The 20,520-nt window shown below is 47.4% G+C and carries 16 protein-coding genes; 12 read left to right on the top strand and 4 right to left on the bottom strand.

Going from position 1 to position 20,520, the window contains the following annotated elements; translation table 11 throughout:
- Positions 1-46: 46 nt before the first annotated feature.
- Together H8S75_RS15825 and H8S75_RS15820 are read right to left on the bottom strand one after the other, a co-directional pair.
- Positions 47-1,192, bottom strand: a complete 1,146-nt coding sequence (locus H8S75_RS15825) for a GNAT family N-acetyltransferase (RefSeq protein WP_187022454.1) — start codon at positions 1,190-1,192, stop codon at positions 47-49.
- A 13-nt stretch (positions 1,193-1,205) separates the two neighbouring features.
- Positions 1,206-2,150: a DUF1177 domain-containing protein gene (locus H8S75_RS15820; protein ID WP_187022453.1), complete on the bottom strand. Its 945-nt coding sequence runs from the start codon at positions 2,148-2,150 to the stop codon at positions 1,206-1,208.
- A 278-nt stretch (positions 2,151-2,428) separates the two neighbouring features.
- On the opposite strand from H8S75_RS15820, the gene H8S75_RS15815 reads away from it, so the two are divergent.
- The 3 genes from H8S75_RS15815 (at position 2,429) to H8S75_RS15805 (ending at position 5,621) form a co-directional block, all read left to right on the top strand.
- Positions 2,429-3,799, top strand: coding sequence for an ABC transporter substrate-binding protein (locus tag H8S75_RS15815; RefSeq protein WP_187022452.1), 1,371 nt, complete (start codon positions 2,429-2,431; stop codon positions 3,797-3,799).
- Between the two features lie 71 nt (positions 3,800-3,870).
- The gene (locus tag H8S75_RS15810; RefSeq protein WP_002601230.1) at positions 3,871-4,794 is read left to right on the top strand and encodes a carbohydrate ABC transporter permease; all 924 of its coding nucleotides are present in this window, start codon (positions 3,871-3,873) and stop codon (positions 4,792-4,794) included.
- A 2-nt stretch (positions 4,795-4,796) separates the two neighbouring features.
- On the top strand, positions 4,797-5,621 hold the full coding sequence (locus H8S75_RS15805; RefSeq protein WP_002601229.1) for a carbohydrate ABC transporter permease: 825 nt from the start codon (positions 4,797-4,799) through the stop codon (positions 5,619-5,621).
- A gap of 4 nt (positions 5,622-5,625) precedes the next feature.
- Here the strand turns inward: H8S75_RS15805 and H8S75_RS15800 are convergent, their stop codons facing one another.
- A complete protein-coding gene (locus H8S75_RS15800) occupies positions 5,626-6,900 on the bottom strand; it encodes a PucR family transcriptional regulator (RefSeq protein WP_187022451.1) in 1,275 nt (424 codons plus the stop codon).
- Positions 6,901-6,971: 71 nt separating this feature from the next.
- On the opposite strand from H8S75_RS15800, the gene H8S75_RS15795 reads away from it, so the two are divergent.
- On the top strand, positions 6,972-8,426 hold the full coding sequence (locus tag H8S75_RS15795; RefSeq protein WP_187022450.1) for a M81 family metallopeptidase: 1,455 nt from the start codon (positions 6,972-6,974) through the stop codon (positions 8,424-8,426).
- Positions 8,427-8,513: 87 nt separating this feature from the next.
- Here H8S75_RS15795 and H8S75_RS15790 read toward each other — a convergent pair whose 3' ends face one another.
- Entirely contained in the window at positions 8,514-10,406 is a 1,893-nt protein-coding gene (locus H8S75_RS15790; protein WP_187022449.1) for a PfkB family carbohydrate kinase, read from the bottom strand.
- Between the two features lie 228 nt (positions 10,407-10,634).
- On the opposite strand from H8S75_RS15790, the gene rbsK reads away from it, so the two are divergent.
- From rbsK to H8S75_RS15750, 8 genes are all read left to right on the top strand, one after another.
- Positions 10,635-11,543, top strand: coding sequence for a ribokinase (gene rbsK, locus H8S75_RS15785; RefSeq protein WP_349768934.1), 909 nt, complete (start codon positions 10,635-10,637; stop codon positions 11,541-11,543).
- A gap of 32 nt (positions 11,544-11,575) precedes the next feature.
- Complete coding sequence (locus H8S75_RS15780; RefSeq protein ID WP_187022448.1) at positions 11,576-12,970, top strand: ABC transporter substrate-binding protein; 1,395 nt, start codon at positions 11,576-11,578, stop codon at positions 12,968-12,970.
- Positions 12,971-13,091: 121 nt separating this feature from the next.
- Positions 13,092-13,973, top strand: a complete 882-nt coding sequence (locus tag H8S75_RS15775; protein WP_117621492.1) for a carbohydrate ABC transporter permease — start codon at positions 13,092-13,094, stop codon at positions 13,971-13,973.
- Positions 13,966-14,802, top strand: a complete 837-nt coding sequence (locus H8S75_RS15770; RefSeq protein WP_187022447.1) for a carbohydrate ABC transporter permease — start codon at positions 13,966-13,968, stop codon at positions 14,800-14,802. The genes H8S75_RS15775 and H8S75_RS15770 overlap by 8 nt, the downstream gene beginning before the upstream one ends.
- A gap of 16 nt (positions 14,803-14,818) precedes the next feature.
- The gene (locus H8S75_RS15765; protein ID WP_187022446.1) at positions 14,819-16,957 is read left to right on the top strand and encodes an ADP-ribosylglycohydrolase family protein; all 2,139 of its coding nucleotides are present in this window, start codon (positions 14,819-14,821) and stop codon (positions 16,955-16,957) included.
- A 33-nt stretch (positions 16,958-16,990) separates the two neighbouring features.
- The gene (locus tag H8S75_RS15760; protein ID WP_187022445.1) at positions 16,991-17,908 is read left to right on the top strand and encodes a carbohydrate kinase family protein; all 918 of its coding nucleotides are present in this window, start codon (positions 16,991-16,993) and stop codon (positions 17,906-17,908) included.
- 13 nt (positions 17,909-17,921) lie between these two features.
- On the top strand, positions 17,922-19,043 hold the full coding sequence (locus tag H8S75_RS15755) for an ADP-ribosylglycohydrolase family protein (protein WP_187022444.1): 1,122 nt from the start codon (positions 17,922-17,924) through the stop codon (positions 19,041-19,043).
- Between the two features lie 178 nt (positions 19,044-19,221).
- Positions 19,222-20,277 (top strand): LacI family DNA-binding transcriptional regulator, encoded by a 1,056-nt coding sequence (locus tag H8S75_RS15750; protein ID WP_243270289.1) that lies wholly within the window; start codon positions 19,222-19,224, stop codon positions 20,275-20,277.
- The last annotated feature ends 243 nt before the right edge of the window (positions 20,278-20,520 follow it).

Below are 20,520 nucleotides of genomic sequence, written 5' to 3'. Positions count from 1 at the left end.
AAAATAAGTAAAAATTTTACTTAAATAGTCTGATACCAGGAATGTGCTAACATTTATCCAGACAGCACATGGACAGAGGGAGTGGAAACCAGTTGATCCGGCTGTTTCTGCACACCAGAGCACGGGTTTCCTGATAATCAGGAGAAAAGAGAAAACGTATGGCCTCTGTTTCGGACAGCGGCAGGGAGGATATTTCGCTGGTGCGGGAGACGAAGGGAACTCCATCGGTCACAGTCAGCAGGTAACTGCCGTTGTTTTCTATCGACAGGATGGTGCTTCCGTCCATGAGCGGTTCCGAGGCTGCTTTCAGAGAGAGAAAGAATGACAGCACTGCCTCAAAGTCGAGTATTTGGTAATTGTCATCCTGTCTCATCTGCCATCTCTCACAGCATGCGGACAACGTCTCCATGCGGCCAGTCTCGTGAGGATAAACCTCCAGCAAAAGTTCCGGATCGGAAATTTCCCGGAAATACGTCTCCAGGCAGGAGAAGACCATGGAATCATCTTTCAGGAGCAGCTCAGAGACCGTATTTTTTCCCGCAGTTAAGTAACCGGCGAAGGCGCCGCTGTGAAGAACCTTGTAAGTTTTTTCGTACCAGCTGCCTGAAATGTCTTTAAAGTCAGCGGCTGAACGGTCTGCGCGGTATGGCAGTGCTTTATGCAGGCGGGCGATCTCCACCCACGCAGGGTCCTGGATTCCGGTTACTTCACGCAGGCTTACATTGTAATGAGAAAAGGCATGTCTGCAGTGACGGAAATTATCACGGCTGAACCGATAAGTCGTGACGCTGCCGCATGGTTCATAACCGAAATAGCGGTAACGCTGTCTCAAGCCGGTGAGGCAGCTGAGCGCCATGTGGTTTTCCTTCATATCCCGGATGGCATCGTTCATCAGGCGCTTCATGTAGCCTTTCCCGCGGCTGTTCGGATGGACCGCCACGCTGCCTATGGCGGCGCATGTAAGAGAACGGCTGCCAAAACGGAGTGTTACGGGCAGAGAGCAGACGACCGCCTTGATTTTCCCTTCCTCAAGGGCCAGAAAATGGTATGGCTCGGTATTTTTTCCGTTTCCATATAATTTGGGGACCAGGGAGGCAAAATCATGGGTGGTGCCGGAAAGGCTGAAAACCATGTCGATAAATTCAATGATCTGCGGTAATTCTCCGCAGCGGGCTTTTCGGTATTCTGTCATAGGCGTTCCTTTCCTAACGGGAAGTGTCTCCCAGTGTCTGTAAGTGTCTCATATCGCCGTACAAATCAGTGAGATGGCGGAACTGGTCTTCACGGTAAAAGCTGCATTTGCCGCTGCCGTAATACTTGGCTGCCTCGATGACGAAGCGGGCCGTCTCCTCCAAATCGGTCGGATGGGTGGCGCCGGTGGCGCATCCTGCTACCATGGTCTCCGTCGTGATGGCGACTCCGACTACGGGCGCGTCCGTGGCCGTGGCCGGCTGAAGGATGCTGTTGATATGGTATAAATCATTGCCGTATGGCGTGATATCCTGAGTCGCCAGAGGAAATACGCGGGGAAGCTGTCCGGTGGTAGTCTGCATGATGTCCAGAAGATCGTCGGAGACACTTAAGATGTAGCCGGATTTTACGGTGTTGGAGATGGCGAATCCTCTGTGATTGATGATCCGGTTCCCTTTTGTCGTATCGACCGACAGGATGGCATCCATGGCGGACAACACTTCCGTCTCATTGTTCTGATGCATTTGCACGGGAGAACCCATAAATGGGACGGGATCATGCGGTTCCGTTGGGGCGTCAGGGCAGATATGGGTGGCGATGATGACGTCGCCTTCCAGGATATCCCCTTTTTTCTGCATATCCAGCAGCTTGGCGGCGACGGTAAGAACTGTGCATGCGCCATCCCCGTCAGAGACAAATCCAGTCATGACCGGCCGTGCTCCCAGGCCGCCGAGCCTGCCGATGACACCCAGTGTGGGCGCGGTTCTGCCGGATGATTTACCGTTCTTTCCCGGAATCAGAACACGGATTACATCCGTGCTGCCTTTCGGTCCGGTGAGAGGAAATACCTCGACATTTGCAGCCGGATTGACGGAGAGAAGATAATCTTTCATGCGCTCACCGCTTGCCGCGCTGTCATCAAGAATATCGAAAACTTCGAGAAGTTGTTTCATTACCATTAGGAAAGCCTCCTTTATTTCATGTTGAGTCATTATAGTATAGTGAAAATTGAAAATCAAGAAGGCTCTCCCAGGTTTTGACTGTTAATTAGAGAATATTTAAAATATAGAGCGTTAATTGTGCAAAACGCATTAAATATAAAAAAAACCATGTGCATGGTAACGAAGCCATAAAATAAAAAATCCGATATACTTGATCTCAGTGAAACGTCGGCAAAGAGGCGGACCGTTGGATTGGGGACGGTCCGCTATTTTTTAAAAACCAAGGAGGAATGATTATGAGAAGGAAGAAATGTTTGGCAACTCTTACAATGGCGGCCATGGTGGCTGCATCTCTCGCAGGCTGCGGTTCGTCGGGGGAAAAGACGGATAACAGCCAGGCGGCGGTCAGCGGCGAAAATACGGTTTCAGACAGCGGTGAGAAAAAGAAAGATTCCGGCTCTGCGACGGTGGTCAGTATGTGGCATATGTGGAGCGGCAGCGAGGCCGAGGCATTTCAGACGGTAATTGATGATTTCAACGCCAGCCAGGATGAGATCCAGGTTGAGGTGCTGGCGTCTCAGACCGAGGAGAAGATGCTGACTGCTATTCCCAGCGGCGACGGCCCGGATATTGTACATACTTCAGATACTACGTGCAGCAAGTGGGCGCAGGCCGGACTCTTAAGCACACTGGACAGCTATATTACCTCGGAAAATGTGAAGGTCGATGACATTTACCCTTCCGTGTACGCCCTCGGCACGTATGACGGAGAACAGTACGGGCTGCCTTATACCATGGATTCCTACATGCTTTTCTATAATAAAGGCGTTCTCGACGAACTGGGACTGGAGCCGCCGAAGACACTGGAAGAGATGGCGGAGATGTGTAAGCAGGTTACGGTAAAGGATGCAAACGGAGAGTACACACGGCTCGGATACGTTCCGGATTATCCGTGGATCGACAGAGTTGAGATTCCGTATCTGTTCGGAGCGGAATTCTATGATTTTGAAAATGACCAGGTGACGTGTACCAGTGACGAATTTAAGAACGCACTGAATTATAAGGCACAGTTCTATACTGAATATGGAATTCCGGAAGTGACCAAGTTTAAGAGCGGCTTCGGCGCTTACGCTTCTAATGATAACGCATTATTCCAGGGGAAAATCGTATTCTCCATCGAGGGTGAGTGGTTTGAGAATTTCATCAATTTATACGCACCGGATGATTTCGAATGGGGAGCGGTGCAGGTTCCTGTTACCGAGGCAAAGCCGGAGATCGCAGGCTGCGGAAGACTGCAGGGAAGTCTCCTTTCGATTCCGTCTACCAGCAAGAATTCTGATGCGGCCTTCCAGGTAATCCGTTATCTTACCTCCGGTGACGCTTACGTTAAATTCTGTTCCCTGATTGGAAACCTTCCGACTGCGTACTCTGCTTTGGAATCAGAAGACCTTGTAAAACAGGCGCCTCAGCTGGAACCGTTTATAGAGAGTGTGCTGGAAGGCAAAGCGAAGGCCTTCCCTGCGGTACCTTTCAGCGCGGAATACTCCGACATTCAGGGGCTTGAGGAGCAGGCTGTCTATTCCGGCGACAAGACTGTGGAAGAAGCGGTGGAAAGTATGTATGAACAGCTGCAGCCGCTTGCAGATGAATGGAAAAATGCCAGATAAATTTTAATAAGAAGTACAGGGCTGCTGTCCGTGGAAAAGCGGCCCTGTTTTCTATCAGAGGTGAAAAACAGATGAAGAAAAAGAAAAAATATAATTCGCAGGCACCTCAGATCCGTCTGGCCATGGTATTTTTGCTGCCATGGGTGATTGGGTTGATCCTGTTCCATATTTATCCGATCGTCTCAACGGTCTATTACAGTTTCACGGAATACAACCTGATGAAGGCTCCGAAGTTTGTCGGCCTGTTAAATTATAAGAAAATATTCCATGACGATTTATTTTACAAGGCGGTCTATAATTCCCTCTATTTTGTGGTGATTGGAGTGACCCTGCAGATCGCGCTGTCGGTATTTTCGGCGGTTTTACTTAATATGAACGTAAAAGGGCGAGGAATCTTCCGCACCCTTTTTTATCTTCCGACTCTCGTGCCGCCGGTGGCCAGCTCCCTTGTCTGGATGTGGATGCTCAACCCTCAGTACGGTCTGGTAAATGCGGTCCTGAAGTTCTTTCATCTGCCGCAGCCGTTGTGGCTGTCTTCGGCGGAGTGGTCTAAACCGGCCATTATCCTGATGACTCTGTGGGGAATTGGAAATACCATTATCGTGTACCTTGCAGGCATCGGTGATATTCCCAGAGATTATTACGAGGCCATCGACTTAGACGGCGGCGGCCCGATCTCGAAGTTCCGCTACATAACGTGGCCGATGCTCTCAAATGTGACCTTCTTCCAGGTCGTAAACGGCATTATCATGGGCTTTAACACCTTTACACAGTCCTATATCGTGGCAGCCTCGGCTCCCAAGGGAAACGGTACGCTGGGCGGTGTGAAAAATTCGCTTTTATTCTATGCGGTGGACATTTACAACGAAGGCTTTAAGTATTTGAAATTCGGATATTCCAGCGCGCTGGCGACCATTATGCTGGTGGTAATGATCATTATTACCTTTTTCCTGTTCAAGGGATCGAAAAAATGGGTCTATTACGGAGGTGAATGAGAATGAAAAGACGTATCAAATCGGCGCTGAAGTATATTCCTCTCTGTCTGGCGGGCTTATTTTTCCTGGTGCCATTTATCTGGCTGATCAGCACATCCTTAAAAAGTTCCGACCAGATATTCTCGTATCCGCCCAAATGGATTCCGAAGCCGGCAAAATTCAGCAATTACAGGGAGGCCTTCGAGGCGATTCCGTATCTGAAATATATCCTGAATACGATGAAAACCACTTCTCTGGCGGTTCTGGGAAATGTTCTGTCGGCCCCCATGATCGGCTATGCCTTTGGAAAGTTAAAATGGCCCGGACGGGATAAGGTGTTTATGCTCGTGGTTGCCACCATGATGCTTCCCTTCACCGTCACCATGATTCCTTTATACAGCCTGTTTTCGAAACTGGGCTGGATTAATACGTATATTCCGCTGGTTTTGCCGGATTTCCTGGGTACGGCCTACTTTATCTTCCTGATGCGCCAGTTTTACCGGAATCTGCCGGACGAGTTCATGGAGGCGGCCAGAATCGACGGCGCCAGTGAACTGTGGGTCTACGCAAGGATCGCGCTGCCGCTGGAGAAACCGGCCATCGTCACTGTCGCGCTCTTCTCGTTCGTCTGGTCCTGGACCGATTTCATGGGTCCGCTGATCTATTTGACGAAATCCACGAAATGGACGATCTCCCTGGGACTCAGCCAGTTTACCAATACATACGGAGTGGACTGGGCGCTCCTGATGGCGGCTTCCGCCATAGCGATCCTGCCTATGATAATCCTGTTCTTCTTTTTACAGAACTACTTCGTAGAAGGAAGCATGAGCTCCGGCGTGAAAGGCTAGAAGTCTACGAGGTAAAATCCTTATGATATCCAAGCTGATAGACACAGATGCATAAATACAGGGTGAAGAGCGCATCTGTGTTGTGTTCAAAATCAAAATCGAATTTCAGCAGCTCCTTGATATGCTGGAGCCGGTAGGTCAAGGTGTTCCGGTGAATATACAGGGCCCTGGCAGTCTTCTGGATGTTAAAGGAATTGTGAAAATACTGCTGAAGCGTCTCAAAAAAGTTAGTATCGTTGTTGGCGTCGTACTCGATGAGAGGCGAAATAATATCACGGCTCAGCTTCCGGAAGTCCTTTAGCTCCGGGATGTTGAGAATGTGGTAAATGCTCTGCTCAAAATAGGAGGAGGCACTGTTTGATAAGTTCAGCTGCTTCTGAACCTTGATGGATTTGAAGCTCTCTTCAAAAGAGAGGGCGATGGTCTCCACACCGAAGTGCGCGCTGCTGATCCCGATTCTCAGAGAAAAGCGGGATTCCAGCTCCTTGTACAGATTGTTGGCCAGCACATAGCTTTTTGTGATGATATCCAGATCCTGGTCCTTGTACGGATAGAGGAGAAAGACGCTGGCGAAATTGTGGTTATAGACCAGGAAATACTTGTCTGCAGTGAGGTAATTGCGGAGTCTGGAGATGAGCTCACGAAGCTCGTCCTCGTTATCTTCTGAGTCCTGAAGCTGCAGCGTCATGCAGACCCGTTTTAAGTCCGGATTGAAATTGTAAATATTACAGATGTTCCTGATCTCATCCGGAGTTTTGGAGCTGCTGCTGTGGAGAACCTGGAGAAACGGCGCATAAAAATTATTGGAAAAACCGGCGGCGGTAAATGCAGTTTCCTTGTCCAATGTCAGGGCAAGAAAAGGAAGCGCGTTCTCCACAATGGCCAGAAAGCGGCTGTCAGTCAGTTCGATCTTTTTATCGATGCAGAGGTAATAGCTGTAGTTGGGAAGCGGAAGCGCCTTACATACAACCGTTTCTCCGGAAATAGAAAATTCAGCCGTATCGGATTCCGGTTCGCAGGCAGGGGACAGCAGGGAAATCTGCGGGGGAGGAATCTCTCCGAACGCGTGATCAGACGCGGCGAAGGTGTTCCTGTGACTCGAAAAGGCCAGTCTGGCGGCTGCCGGATGAAAGCCGGCGTCGGTCAGAATGAACGTAAATCCCGAGACACCTGCGAGATAGTCCAGAAGGTCAGACAGGCTGCAGTTGGAATAATATAAGTTGGAAACCCGGATCAGTTCGTTATAGACAGGTTTGTTGTAAGCTTTATCGTTTCCCATGATTTCCCTCCCTGTAAAAGTATATTTAATTATAAACGAAATGAAACAAATTGCAAAGGAATAATAGTAAGATGAAAAAGAAAATATTCGTGGCAGGTATTTATCAGGAGAGCAACTCCTTTTCTCCGCTCATGTCAGAGCAAAAAGATTTTTTGACGTATTTGAAGGGGGAGGAACTGACGTCTCAGACGCCTGGCGTCAAAGAACTGGAGGACGCCGGTTATGAGGTGATTCCCGGGCTTTGCGCAAGTGCCTGGCCGGGGGGGATTTTAAAGCTGGAGGACTATCGCAGGATGGTGGGGGAGATCCTGGAGCGGCTTCCGCTGGATGGTTCGCTGAGCGGCATCCTTTTCCCGTCCCATGGGGCGCTGGAGGTGGAGTTTATCGGGAGCGGGGACGCATTTCTGATCAGCATGCTGCGGGAACGGGTGGGCCCCAGGGTTCCGATCGCCCTGGCGCTGGATCTTCATGCCAATAACACCTATACTCTCGCAAGGCTGTCGAATATCATCTACGGATACCGGACCGCGCCTCACATCGACATTGAAGAGACCAGCATACGGGCCGCAAAGCTTCTGATAAAGGCGATCGAGGAAGGAAAAGAGCCCTGGACGGAGTTAGTCCGTCTGCCCTTCATGATGCCGGGAGAAAACATGATGACGGAATCCGGATTCGGAAAAGAGGTGATCTCCATGGTGGCGGATTTAGAGCGCGTTCCGGGCGTCTGGTGCTCCTCGTATTTCGCCGGAATGCCATGGGTGGACTGCGCGCAGGGCGGCTCGTCCATTGTGATCTCGGGAGTGGGGGATAAGCGCCCGGGAGTGAAGGCCGCTGTGGAACTGGGCAGGAAAATCTGGGAGCGGAGGGCGGAATTCAAGTTCCAGGGTACGGCCATGGAGCCGCTTAAGGCGCTTCTCACGCTGGACCGGTGCGGCCATTATCCGGCCTTTCTCTCGGATTCGGCGGATAATGTGACGGCAGGCGCGGCGGGTGATAACGCATATATGCTGGATATGATCCTGAAACAGGGGATTAAAGGCGTTCTTGTCGCCCATTTTATTGACGGCCCCGCTGTGGCGTTCTGCGCCGCAAAGAAGAAGGGGGACCGGTTTGATATAAGCCTGGGCGGCACGATCGACCCAGTGGGAAGCGTGAGAACGGTGCTTACGGACGCCGAGCTGGTGGAGGTATTCCGGCAGGGAGGAAAAGCGACGGCTGCAGTCGTGAAAACAGATGCGGTGACTGTGCTGATACTGGCCGAACGCGGTCCGATCACCTCGGAGGCCGTGCTGAATTCGTACGGACTGAGCGCATATGATTACCGGATTACCGTGGTAAAACAGGGGTATTTGACGCCGGAATTCTACGAGGTGCTGAAAGCGTATATCATGGCTCTGACACCGGGAAACTGCGCGCAGGATCTTACTATGGCGGCGTATAGGAATGTGCGCAGGCCGATGGAGCCGCTTGATATCGTGGGGGATGAGAGGCGGATTGCGGAGACGTATGAAGCAGCAGACGATTGACCGGAGAAAATATAACAGGAACGGACAGGCGGTAAATATGATATGCCCCTTGTCCGTTCCTGTTTTGTGTTTTTCGGAATAAATATCCTATAGAATGTCCGATTCTACTCGCTTGATATAAGTCTCCAATGAATTTTTATCAATTAGTGAAGGGATGACTCCCTGTCTCAGTACACAGAATCCGGCGGCATAGGTCGCTATTTTTGCGGCCTTTTCTATGGAGTGGCCTGCAGAGAGATAGACAGCCAGAGCTGCGATAAAGGCATCTGCCGCACCGGTGGTATCCACAGGGGTAAAGGGAGCTGCAGGAATATAGCCGGTAAAATCGCGGCTTTTGACAAAGCACCCGGAATGTCCCAGTGTAATGATAACCGTTTTTGCTCCTCTCCGGATAAATTCCTCTGCTTTCTCCTCTATATCAGAAATTTCGGGACAAAGAAGCTCGGCTTCTTTTCGGTTGGGTACAAAGATATCGATCAACGCCATGAGTGAGGGACTGATCCGGTTCATTGCAGCCGGTTTCAGGATGTTGAGTACGCCGTATTTTTTTGATATCCTGGCAGCTGCCTCCACAGCCTCTTCCGGAACTTCTGTCTGAAGCAGACAATATCCGGCTGTCTCAAATACTTTCTCATATGGAGTGATATCATCGGGACACAGTTTTTTATTGGCGCCAGATAAAAGCGTAATCATACTTTCGCCGTCGTTTTGTACATGAATATAGGCTTTTCCTGTCTCCTCATTGGGAACCCGTTTTAAGCCCTGAATATCTACGTGGTTTTCTTCCATACAGGTGTAGACGAGGATCGAATCGTAGTCACTTCCCACCTTCCCGATCAGTACGGCTTCACTGCCAAGCCTTGCGACACCAACCGCCTGATTGGCACCCTTACCACCGGGGATGACCGAGTGTTTACTGGTACCTACGGTGCGCCCCGGCTGGGGCAGTTCATCCACATTCAGCGTAATGTCGATATTGATACTGCCAACCACGATAATCTTTCGGGCATGAGATGAGAAAGGAAGGTCCAGGCTTTTTGTATTCTCTAAAACATATTCGGCCTGGAAACTATCGGATCCCCCTTCTTTTTTTTCACATTTTTCAATCAGACGTTTACAGACAAATGCTCCAAATTCGTAGTATGGAATCTTGATACTGGAAATGCAGGGGAATGCTATATTTTCCCTTGCATCGTCACGCAGACTGACAAGTGATAGATCCTGTGGTACGTGAAATTGGCGCCTCGATAAATGATCCATCAGAATCAGGGAGGAGGCATAATGAGTACTGACAATTCCTGTGGGAGTGTGTGACAGAATACCGTCGCACCAGTCATCCGTTTCGACAGAAAGCCTCATTGAGTCACTATATGGAATACTATGGTCAAAAAGGCATTTTTTGAATCCCTCAAAAACCATAGAAGACCGCACACTGCTGTGTTTGGTCAGACAGGCTATTTTTGTATGCCCGTATTGCAGCAAAAATTCTGTAGCCGCATAGCCCATGGCAGAAAAATCAATAAAAAAAGAGGAAGGCTCGGCTGGAGCGCTGATGCGGCAGACCTCAATATTGTTCTCTGCAAAGTAACGTTCGTATTCCAGGCTTTTATTGCATACCGGTTCCCAGATTACGCCATCAACATTATTTTTGCAAAGTGAAGTTATATTTTTTAATTCACTTTCAGGACTGTCTTTGCTGTCGTAGAGCAGTACACTGTAACCATTATTCTGGGCGGTGGATACGGCCCCGTTTATAAAACGATTTGTTTTAACAGCGGATTTTAAAAGCACTCCCAAAATAAAAGTTCTGGCATCTGAAGTATTCTTTACAGTGCCATAGGGGGTGTAATTGTATTCCTTTACTATTTTAAGAACACGGTTTCTTGTTTCTGTATTAATATTGGCATCTTTGCCGTTAACAATTTTTGAGACGGTAGAAATGGAAACGCCTGCAAGTTGAGCGATCTCTTTAATGGTCATATGGATTCTCCCTATATATATGTTAAGTCTATTATGGTATAGATGGGAATCTTTGTCAATTAAAATAAAAAAACATATTGTAGATAATATATAAAAAAACGATTTCTAAAAACATTTTTGTTGATATTAATGATAAAACATATTGACAAGCGAGAAAAATATGATAATATATAACTATGAAAATTATTTAAGAAAACATTTTCCTATACATAATATCAAACGGAGGTAATGATGAAGAAGGGCATATTGGTAATAGGAAGTCTGAACATGGACCTGTCCATTGACCTGGCTAAGATGCCTGTGACCGGCGAAACGATTTTGGGAAGAGGAATCGCTTATAAAGCTGGAGGAAAGGGGGCAAACCAGGCGTGCGCAGCTGGAAAGCTGGGCGGGAGAGTCCGGATGCTGGGGTGTGTTGGACAGGATGAATTCGGACAGAAGCTGGTAAAGAGCCTGTCTGAGTCCGGTGTAGAGATTGATTACATAAAAGAAAGCCGGGCACTGCCGACAGGAACTGCGGTAATTTATGTAGATGATAACGGTGACAATAGTATTGTTGTAATTCCGGGCGCAAATATGGCTTGTGATATTGAGTATCTAAAAGAACAGGATGAACAATTTCAATGGTGCGATTATGTGGTGCTTCAGATGGAAATTCCTTATGAAGCGGTCTGGTATTCGGTGAAACGGGCAAAAGAGCTGGGAAAGACGGTGATCTTAAATCCAGCGCCGGCACCGGACGAAATACCAGAAGAAATCCTTTCGCTGGTGGATTACCTTACCCCCAATGAGACGGAAATTATCGCATTGAATGGTAAAAGAAAAGACGATATCAGGGAGGGGGCTGAAAAACTGCTTGGCCGCGGAGTGAGCAATGTAATTGCAACTCTGGGAGACAGAGGCGCTTTGCTGGTTAACCGGTATGGCGAGACATTTTATCCGGCAAGAAAAGTGGTGTCAGTGGATACAACGGCTGCTGGAGACTGCTTTAATGGAGCTATGGTTGCAGCGCTGGCGGAGGGGCAGAGCGAGGCAGAGGCAATACTATTTGCCAATATAGCTTCTTCAATTGCAGTAACCCGGAAAGGGGCGCAGGAATCACTTCCAATACGAGAAGAAGTGGCGGTGATTATGTGAAATATATTTTAAGAAAGAGAAGGGAGAAGAAGATGATGAAGAAAACAAAGAGGATACTGGCATTAACTTTGACGGCGTGTAGCCTGCTGTCACTGACTGCCTGCTCAGGCGGAAAAGCGTCTGAGACGCCGACAACAGAAAAACAGGCGGCAGGAGAAACAACAGCAGCAGAGAAAACTGAAACAGCAAAGGGGGAGGGAAAAAGAGAGAAACTGGTTATTTCCACGTATTTGGCTGATGCGGCGCAGGTGGCGGTAAGAGAGAAATATATAGATGGTCCACTGCAGGAAGCATTTCCGGATGTGGATATTGAGATCAAGATGTATAATGACCGTCAAAGCCTCCAGGTGGAGGTTGCCGGCGGTGGCGGCCCTGATATTCTGGATCTGGATGGCCCAACCGATGTCGCTGAATTCGCGAAAGCGGACCGTGTTCTGGCACTAGATGATTATGCGGCAAAATATGGCTGGCAGGATATGTTTTATGACTGGGCCTATGACAGCTGTTTCTATAATGAAAAACTGTTTTCACTGCCGACAAGCTTTGAAGGTATGGTGATTTATTACAATATGGATGTCATGGAAGAGAATGGCTGGAAAAAGCCGGAAACAAAAGATGAGTTGATCACCCTGATGAAAGAAATGAAGGGCAAAGGGATTATACCACTGTCGTTTGGAAACTCCAATTATCAGGGCGCGGTTGACTGGCTGTATTCAACATTTACCAGCTGTTACGCCGGACCGGATGTTCTTCGCAAGGCCTTGACCGGAGAAGGCAAATTTACAGACCCGAAGCTGACTGCATCAATTCAGACCATGGTTGACTGGTGGACAGAAGGCTGGCTCGGAGACAACGCTTCCCAGTCTATTACGAACGAAGACATGATGGCTTTCTTTGCAGAAGGCAGAGCAGCAATGATGATAAACGGAACATGGGCTTCAAACCAGCTGAATACTACATATCCAGACTGTAACTGGGATTCTGAGATGATGCCGAAAGATCCGGAGATCGGAAGCATCCTGCCGTTTGCGACAGGTGGTGGGTATTCCATTAATGCTAACTCTAAAAATCCGGATCTGGCAGCGGAAGTATTAAATTTCTTATTTACAAGTATGGACCGTCACTATGCATCGATTAATGAAGCAGGATATCAGCCATATCCTTTAAAGGATTTCGACATATCCAAACTTGAGGGTATGGACCCAAAGATGTTTGACCAGTACCAGCTGCTTATGGATGCACAAACGAACAACCAGATTGGTTTCTGCTCTTGGACATTCTATCCGTCTGACATGAGAGTCTATATGAATGAAAATGTGGATTCTATGTTCTTAGGGGTACTCAGCGTGGATGACTTTATGAATAAATCTCAGGAATATCTCGATGCTGCGCTGGCAAGTGGCACAGCTCCGGTGCTTCCTGAATAATTAAAAAGATTTGCAGAAAGCTGAATCATAAATAAATCGGACACGGATGAGTGATGTTTCAATATTAAGGGAATTCCCATGAAACGCACACTCATCCGTATTTTATCAGGAAGGTGAATACGTGAAAAACAAGAAAATACATTTGACACCATATCTTTTTATACTTCCGGCCTTTGCGATCCATCTTGCGCTTGTTACCCTGCCGTCGTTAAGCACACTGGTTATGTCACTGTATGAATGGAACGGTTTGGGAGCTGCTAAATTCATAGGCCTGGATAATTTTAAAGAGATTGCAGCGGATCCTATGGTGAAACAGGCAATCTTACATAACATTGAATGGCTGCTGGTATTTATTACAGTACCGCTCATTCTCGGGTTTGTTGTAGCAATTATTGTAAGCCAATTAAACCGGGGACAGATGATTTTTCGTACAACATTTTTTATCCCTTATGTCATATCGGCGGCGGTTGCAGGTAAAATCTGGACTGCCTATATGAACCCGTATTATGGGTTTAATCAGGTATTTGCAAAGCTTGGCTGGGATGGGCTGGCGAAAACACTTTGGCTTGGAAATCCCAAGATCGCCCTGTATTCGGTTGCGTTTGTTGACAACTGGCATTGGTGGGGATTTATCATGGTGTTATTTTTGGGAGCACTTCAGCAGGTTGATTCCGAACTTTATGAAGCTGCCAGAGTGGATGGAGCAAACCGGTTTCAGGAGCTTTTACACGTGTCTATTCCGGGAATCAGACCTACAATTGCTTTTGTTCTCATTATGACGATCATGTGGTCCTTCCTGACATTCGATTACGTTTACATTATGACGAACGGTGGTCCGGCCAATGCGACAGAGATTATGTCGACGTATATTTATAAGAATGCATTTACAAAGTACCGGGCAGGTTATGCCAATGCACTCTGCGTAATTCAGTGTGGTATCTGCATCATACTGTATTTTGTGCAGAAGGTGATCAGCGAGAAGGGAGGGATTGAGAATGGGTAAGAAAAAGAAAATCAGTATCTGGTATATCGTTAAATATGTATTTTTATTTGGGATGCTGCTGTTTGCGCTTGTGCCCCTGCTTCAGGTATTCATAAACTCCTTCCGATCGGATCGGGAGGTAAAGACGATGCCATTAGGGCTGCCGAAACAGTGGGTGTTTAACAATTACCCTGAGACATGGAAGATCGGCGGTTACGGACAGGCATATATTAACAGCTTACTGATAGCGGCAGTGGTAATTGTCGTGGTTTTGGCAGTGGCCGGTTTGGGGGCTTATTCTATCAGCAAGCTGGAATACAAGGGAAGAGGATTTTTTAATGCTTATTTCTTCGTGGCAATCTCTCTGCCTGGATTCCTCTATATCGTACCGGATTACTTTATCTTTAACAAACTTCATCTGATCGATACCAGAGTAGGGCTGATGCTGGTATACATTGCGATGCAGATACCGTTTAATATGCTGCTTTTAAAGACGTTTCTGGCGGGAATTCCCAGAGAGCTGGAGGAGGCAGCGAAGATCGATGGCTGCAATGAACTGGACAGCTTTATGAAAATTACACTGCCTATTGCAAAACCGATGTTTTTAACTGTAGCTATTCTTGTGTTTGTGAATGTGTGGAACGAGTACCTCTGGTCAAATACGTTTGTTACTACGGAGATTATCAAACCGGTGGCTACCCGGTTTGTCAAATTTACTGGTGAGTATGGCAGCGATATGGCGAAGATTTATACGGCTAGTGTTATTACGATTGCACCTGTTATTATACTGTATCTGCTGTTCAGCCGTAAATTTATTGAAGGTATGACGAGCGGAAGCGTGAAAGGGTAGTGGAAAGGGAGACTATATGAAGACGGAATATATAGAAAAGATATACGCGGGATGGCTGGCAAAGATAATCGGCATTCGGTTCGGAGCGCCTGTTGAAGGCTGGACTTATGATAAGATTAAAAATATCTTTGGCGAGAGGCTGGAACATTATCCGGCGGATTATATTAATTTTGCGGCAGATGACGACAGCAATGGTCCTTTGTTTTTCCTGCGCTCGGTGGAAGACAGCAAAAAAGGATATCATGTGAAATCTCAGGATGTGGCGGAAGCCCTGCTGAATTATGCCCCCTTTGAACATGGATTTTTCTGGTGGGGCGGGTTTGGTATATCAACGGAGCACACTGCGTACTTAAACTTGAGAAATGGCATTCCTGCGCCGAGAAGCGGGAGTATCGAACAGAATGGAAGCACGATGGCGGAACAGATTGGCGGTCAGATTTTTATTGATACATGGGGACTGGTAAATCCGGGAAATCCTGATAAAGCCGCTGTGATGGCAAGGGAAGCTGCCAGCGTAACCCATGGTGGTAACGGCGTGTATGGCGGTATCTTTGTAGCTGCCTGTATTAGCCGTGCGTTCGACGAAAAAGATATTGTTAAAATCATAGAAAAAGGTTTGAGCTATATTCCGGAGAATTGCGAGTATGCAAACGTGGTACGAATTGTTATGAAGTATCATGCGGGCCATCCGGATGACTGGAGAGCGTGTTATCATTTTATACATGATAATTATGGTTATGACAAATATCCTGGAAACTGCCATATTATTCCCAATGTTGCGGTGATGATTCTGGCTCTCCTGTATGGAAATGGTGAATTTGACCGTACGCTGGAGATCTGTAATCTTTGCGGTTGGGACACAGACTGCAACGTGGGAAATGTAGCGACGATTATGGGAGTAATCTGCGGGTTGGAAGGCATTTCTTATGATAAATGGAGAAAACCGATCAATGATCTGCTCATTTGCTCCAGTGTAGTGGGCTCGTTAAATATTATGGATATCCCTTATGGGGCGTCCTACATTGTGAAGCTGGCCAGTGAACTGGAGGGTACAGAGCTTCCAGAACTGTGGAAGACAATCACAAAATCGAGGATTGACAGCTGCCACTTTGAGTATCCTGGTTCCACCCATGCAATGAGACTGAGAATCGAAACGAACGACAGAAAGGCCTCTGAAAACAGAGAACTTTCTATTATGAATACGAATGAGACGGCATATACAGGGGAACGTTCCTTGAAGTTCCTGGCCAGAACTATGGAACCTGGAGAAAACGTCTACGTTTATAAGCAGACTTATTACAGGCCGGAAGACTTTTCGGACAGCCGCTATGATCCCTGCTTCTCACCGCTTGTTTATCCAGGCCAGATTCTTCATGGAAGTGTATGCATTCCGGAATACGGGCCTAAGGCGAGAGCGGGCCTGTATGTGAGAGACATTCATACAGGAAAAGTATATGAGGGAGAGATTAAAGAACTGGTAAAAGGACAGTGGAAAGAACTGACGTTCGAGATTCCGGGAAATATGGATGCATTAATTGGCGAGATGGGTATGTGCTTTCATATTGAAGGTAAGCATATGGAACATTTTGATTTTGTTGGATTTGTTGATGATCTCTATGCTGACGGCGCTGCGGATTACAGGGTGGATTTCACAAAGGAGGAAGAAGAATACTGGCCTGGCACGGTGCACAGAGAGATCAGCCAGTTTACAAAACTGAAAGGCAATACGTATCTCGCAAATGGACAAGTCCACATTGCATGCGGTGATTTTGGCGAGATCAGTACTGGAAGGTATGATTGGACTGATTATACGGCCGAATTTACTATAACACCGATGACTGGGACTCACCATATGGTGATTGTCAGAAGCCAGGGGGCAATGAGGTCGTACGGTGTAGGGTTCGATGCGGCAGGCAGATTAACCGTGTTTAAAAATTTAAATGGATATAAGGCGATGGCATCTAAGCTGTTTGACTGGGAGTACGGCAAAGAGTATAAGATTACCGTTAATGTTGCCGGGAATGTGATTACTGCCGGGATCGATGGAGAGACAATCACCTGGGCAGACGATGGGGAAGCGTATTTACACGGCGGGATCGGCCTGGCTGTATTGGAAGGAAGTCATATGAGCTGCAGCGGAATTCGAGTGAAATAGGGAGGCATTGATTGACGGAAAGGACGGTTTTCTATGGAGGTTTGCGGACTTGGAACGATTGCGATGGACGTTCTTATGCAGGTGGATATGCTCCCGCAAAAAGATGGCTTCTGCATGGTTGAAAATACTTCATATCAGCCAGGAGGGAGTGGAAGCAATGTGATTGTGCAACTGGCAAGGCTAGGGGCGGAATGCGGTTATATTGCAGCCTTGTCGAAGGATCGGTATGGGCTTGATATCCTGAATAATCTGAAAGAAGAAGGCGTAGACACTTCGTGCATGGAGGTGTTTGAGAAGGGGGTGACACTTCACACAGATATTGTTATTGATCAGAATGGTGACAAATTCATTATGCTAAACATGGGAGATACCTTTGAAAAACTGGAATTTGATGATATGAAAAAGCTTTATGTAGAGAAAGCGAAGGTATTCTATACAGATCTCTGCCCCGGAAAAACGGCAATGAAGGCAGTTACTGCTGCCAGAAATCGAGGAATTGAAACGGTGTTCAATATGCAGGTAGGCTTGGCAACGATGAATGGTCTGGGAGTATCAAAAGAAGAGCTTCTTGCCTGTATCAGGGAAGTCGATGTCTTTGCTCCATGCAGGCAGGGGCTCTTTGATCTGACAGGAACTGAAAACCTGGATGAGTGTTGCGGATATTTAAGAAATTATACAGATGCAGTTCTGCTCTTTACTCTGGGCAGCGGCGGTTCGGCCGCTTATGACCGGGATGGAACGAAGTATGAAGTCCCATGTAAAAAGGTGAATGTGATTGATACTACGGGAGCGGGCGATTCCTACATGGGAGGCTTCATCTATTCTTACTGCATCAAAGGGAAAGATCTGCTGTCCTCCATGGGTTTTGCCACAGCTTGTGCTGCACATACGTGCAGCGGCCTTGGAGCAAGATTTTCACCTGATCTGGAGATGGTAGGTCAATATCTGTGACAGAGCGTAAAGGATGACACACTTTTTAGCGGAGGTGAAGGCTGTGGAAGCGAAGGAAGAACTGTGGAAACGAATTCGTGGCGCCCTCGTTGGAATAGCCTTTGGCGATTCGTTTGGGATGCCAGTGGAGATGTGGAACCGGGAAAAAATTGCTGCAGAGTACGGAAGAATTCGGGAACATTTGCCGGGGGCTGATAATAATTTTATATCCAAGGGGCTTAAAGCCTGCGAAGTAACAGATGATACAATAAATACGATTCTTGTTATAGATATGCTGAGCGGCAGTGGGGGACAAGTGGATCCTGGAAAATTCATGGAGTTATTGAAAGCATGGGCGGAGACATCCTCAAAGAGTAATACAGTAATCGGACCGAGCACGGCTAAGGCGATGGAGAAAATTGCCGCTGGTGTTCCGATGGAAGAAACTGGGGTGACAGGGACCACTAATGGAGCGGCGATGAAGATTCTTCCGATTGGACTGCTTCATGAGATGAAAGATCTGGACGACTTAATAGAAGATGTCAGGAGGCTCTGCCTGCCGACCCACAATACATCACCTGCCATCAGCGGAGCCTGTGCAGTGGCTGCTGCAGTTTGTTATGCGGCAAATATCAGGAGCACACGGGAATGCGAAAAGACGGAAAAAGGGGGACAGTCTGCTGACAAAAAGCTTGAGGAGATGCTTGGCTTTGCCCGAAAGGCGGCTGAGAGAGGCCGCGTATTAGGAAATCAGATAGGAGCCCCCTCTGTCAGCGCCAGACTGGAACTCTGCCAAGAGTATATGAAAAAACATACGGAGGATGAGGTTATAGCTTTTATTGCAGATATTATCGGAACCGGACTTCCTGTAGAGGAGAGCGTAACGGCTGCTATTTCTTTTGTCTGTCTGGCAAAAGCTGATCTGCAGAAATGTGCGGAATATGTGGTACGGGCAGGAGGAGATACAGATACGATTGCAGCTATTGCTTGCGGGATATGCGGCGCTTTTAATGAGGGAGAGGGTATTACACGGGAGGTGGTGCAAAGAATTGAGGAAATAAATAGCATATCCTTCGATGATCTTGCCGATAAGCTGATGGAAGCCCGGCTTGTGCGCCACAGAGAAGAAAAATGTATGGCAGAGAGCGGTATGTAAGCAGAGTCTGACGTACTGTTTTGGTATCCGGTAAATCTCCTGCTGCAGGGATTTACCGGATATTTTCATTTTGCATGTAAAGAATCATGAGAAAAGAAGAAAACAGTTGACGTCATCTGATAAATATTATATATTATTGATAAATATATTTATCAACTAACCATTGGGAGGGATAACATTGAAAGTAAAAGTAAAAGACATTGCAAAAGCGGCAGGGGTATCGCCCACCACGGTGTCACTGGTTTTAAATAACCGCCCTTCCAGAATTGCGGAGGACACGAAGGAGCATATCCTTCGGGTCGCCAGAGAAATGCAGTTTCAGAAGGAATCGGAAATAGATTTTTCGGAGTTTAAGAAGGTGAAGACGCTCGGCATGGTGGTGCCGGACGTGATGAGTTCTTTTTATCACAGGCTGGCGGAGGAAACGTCAAGACATGCGTTTTACCAGGAATACACAGTCTTTCAGTGTTATACTAATGACGATATCCAGTGCTTCTATATGGCGGTGGAAGGGCTGATGGCCAAGAACGTGGATGGGATCATCATCATACCGCCCAGAACGATGGATAAAGAAAATGTGAAGCTGCTAAAATCGCTGCAGAAGAGCGGAGTTCCCATGGTGCTGCTGGATCGGGCGGCGTATGCGGTGTTCTGTGACTTTGTGACGGCGGACAACAAACATGGCGGGCGGATTGCCACGGAATATTTGATTAAGCACGGCCATACCGGAATCGGGTGCCTCGTAGGCGAGGTGAATGTTTACACCTCCAGAAAGCGTGTGGAGGGATACCGCGAAGCACTGGCCGCGGCGAAGATTCCATTTGATAAAGATCTTGTCTATTACGGAAATTACGATATAGAGTCAGGACGGGGGGGGATGGAGATCCTGTGGGAAAAAGGCGTTACCGCGGTGGTTGCAGGCAATGATCTGATGGCCTATGGCGTGTATCTCTTTGCAAAGGAGCATCACCTTTCCATACCCGGTGATTTATCGGTGATCGGCTATGACAATACGGAGCTGTGCGGCCTTATGGACGTGCCGCTGACGAGTGTGGACCAGAATACCGATACGATGGCCTCCAAGGCGGTTGAAGTATTGCTGCGAAGAATCGAGGAGCCGGCCGCCGATGAACCGGAACCGGCCAGAAACTATTATTTTACGCCGTTTGTGGTGGAGCGTGATTCGGTGGGAGAGATGAATCAGAGCTCAGCAAAGCGCAGTGAAATGCGGTAAGACACAGTGAAAAAAGATGAAACGCCGTAATTCGCAATAAGCAGCAAGGAAAAGTCGATTGATAGATAAATAACGGATAAATAAAAGCTAAATAAAAGTTAAATACCACATATTACAAAGGCAGGAAACGAAGAGTATTGATTCGTTTCCTGTCTTTATTTTTTTGCGTTTTGTCAACGGCGAATTTGAATAAATAAAACAGGAAAAAATAAAAGAATCAGTTTAACTCCTGTTTATCTGCGT

It is taken from the genome of Hungatella hominis, from assembly GCF_014288005.1.
GTDB lineage: Bacteria > Bacillota > Clostridia > Lachnospirales > Lachnospiraceae > Hungatella > Hungatella effluvii.
Note: the sequence above shows the minus strand (reverse complement) of the source record. Positions and strands in the feature narration are given on the sequence as shown.

Coding starts and splice junctions, on each gene's coding strand:
- H8S75_RS15825 (WP_187022454.1), bottom strand. CDS start 1,192: ATGACAGAATACCGAAAAGCCCGCTGCGGAGAATTACCGCAGATCATT.
- H8S75_RS15820 (WP_187022453.1), bottom strand. CDS start 2,150: ATGGTAATGAAACAACTTCTCGAAGTTTTCGATATTCTTGATGACAGC.
- H8S75_RS15815 (WP_187022452.1), top strand. CDS start 2,429: ATGAGAAGGAAGAAATGTTTGGCAACTCTTACAATGGCGGCCATGGTG.
- H8S75_RS15810 (WP_002601230.1), top strand. CDS start 3,871: ATGAAGAAAAAGAAAAAATATAATTCGCAGGCACCTCAGATCCGTCTG.
- H8S75_RS15805 (WP_002601229.1), top strand. CDS start 4,797: ATGAAAAGACGTATCAAATCGGCGCTGAAGTATATTCCTCTCTGTCTG.
- H8S75_RS15800 (WP_187022451.1), bottom strand. CDS start 6,900: ATGGGAAACGATAAAGCTTACAACAAACCTGTCTATAACGAACTGATC.
- H8S75_RS15795 (WP_187022450.1), top strand. CDS start 6,972: ATGAAAAAGAAAATATTCGTGGCAGGTATTTATCAGGAGAGCAACTCC.
- H8S75_RS15790 (WP_187022449.1), bottom strand. CDS start 10,406: ATGACCATTAAAGAGATCGCTCAACTTGCAGGCGTTTCCATTTCTACC.
- rbsK (WP_349768934.1), top strand. CDS start 10,635: ATGATGAAGAAGGGCATATTGGTAATAGGAAGTCTGAACATGGACCTG.
- H8S75_RS15780 (WP_187022448.1), top strand. CDS start 11,576: ATGATGAAGAAAACAAAGAGGATACTGGCATTAACTTTGACGGCGTGT.
- H8S75_RS15770 (WP_187022447.1), top strand. CDS start 13,966: ATGGGTAAGAAAAAGAAAATCAGTATCTGGTATATCGTTAAATATGTA.
- H8S75_RS15765 (WP_187022446.1), top strand. CDS start 14,819: ATGAAGACGGAATATATAGAAAAGATATACGCGGGATGGCTGGCAAAG.
- H8S75_RS15760 (WP_187022445.1), top strand. CDS start 16,991: ATGGAGGTTTGCGGACTTGGAACGATTGCGATGGACGTTCTTATGCAG.
- H8S75_RS15755 (WP_187022444.1), top strand. CDS start 17,922: ATGACACACTTTTTAGCGGAGGTGAAGGCTGTGGAAGCGAAGGAAGAA.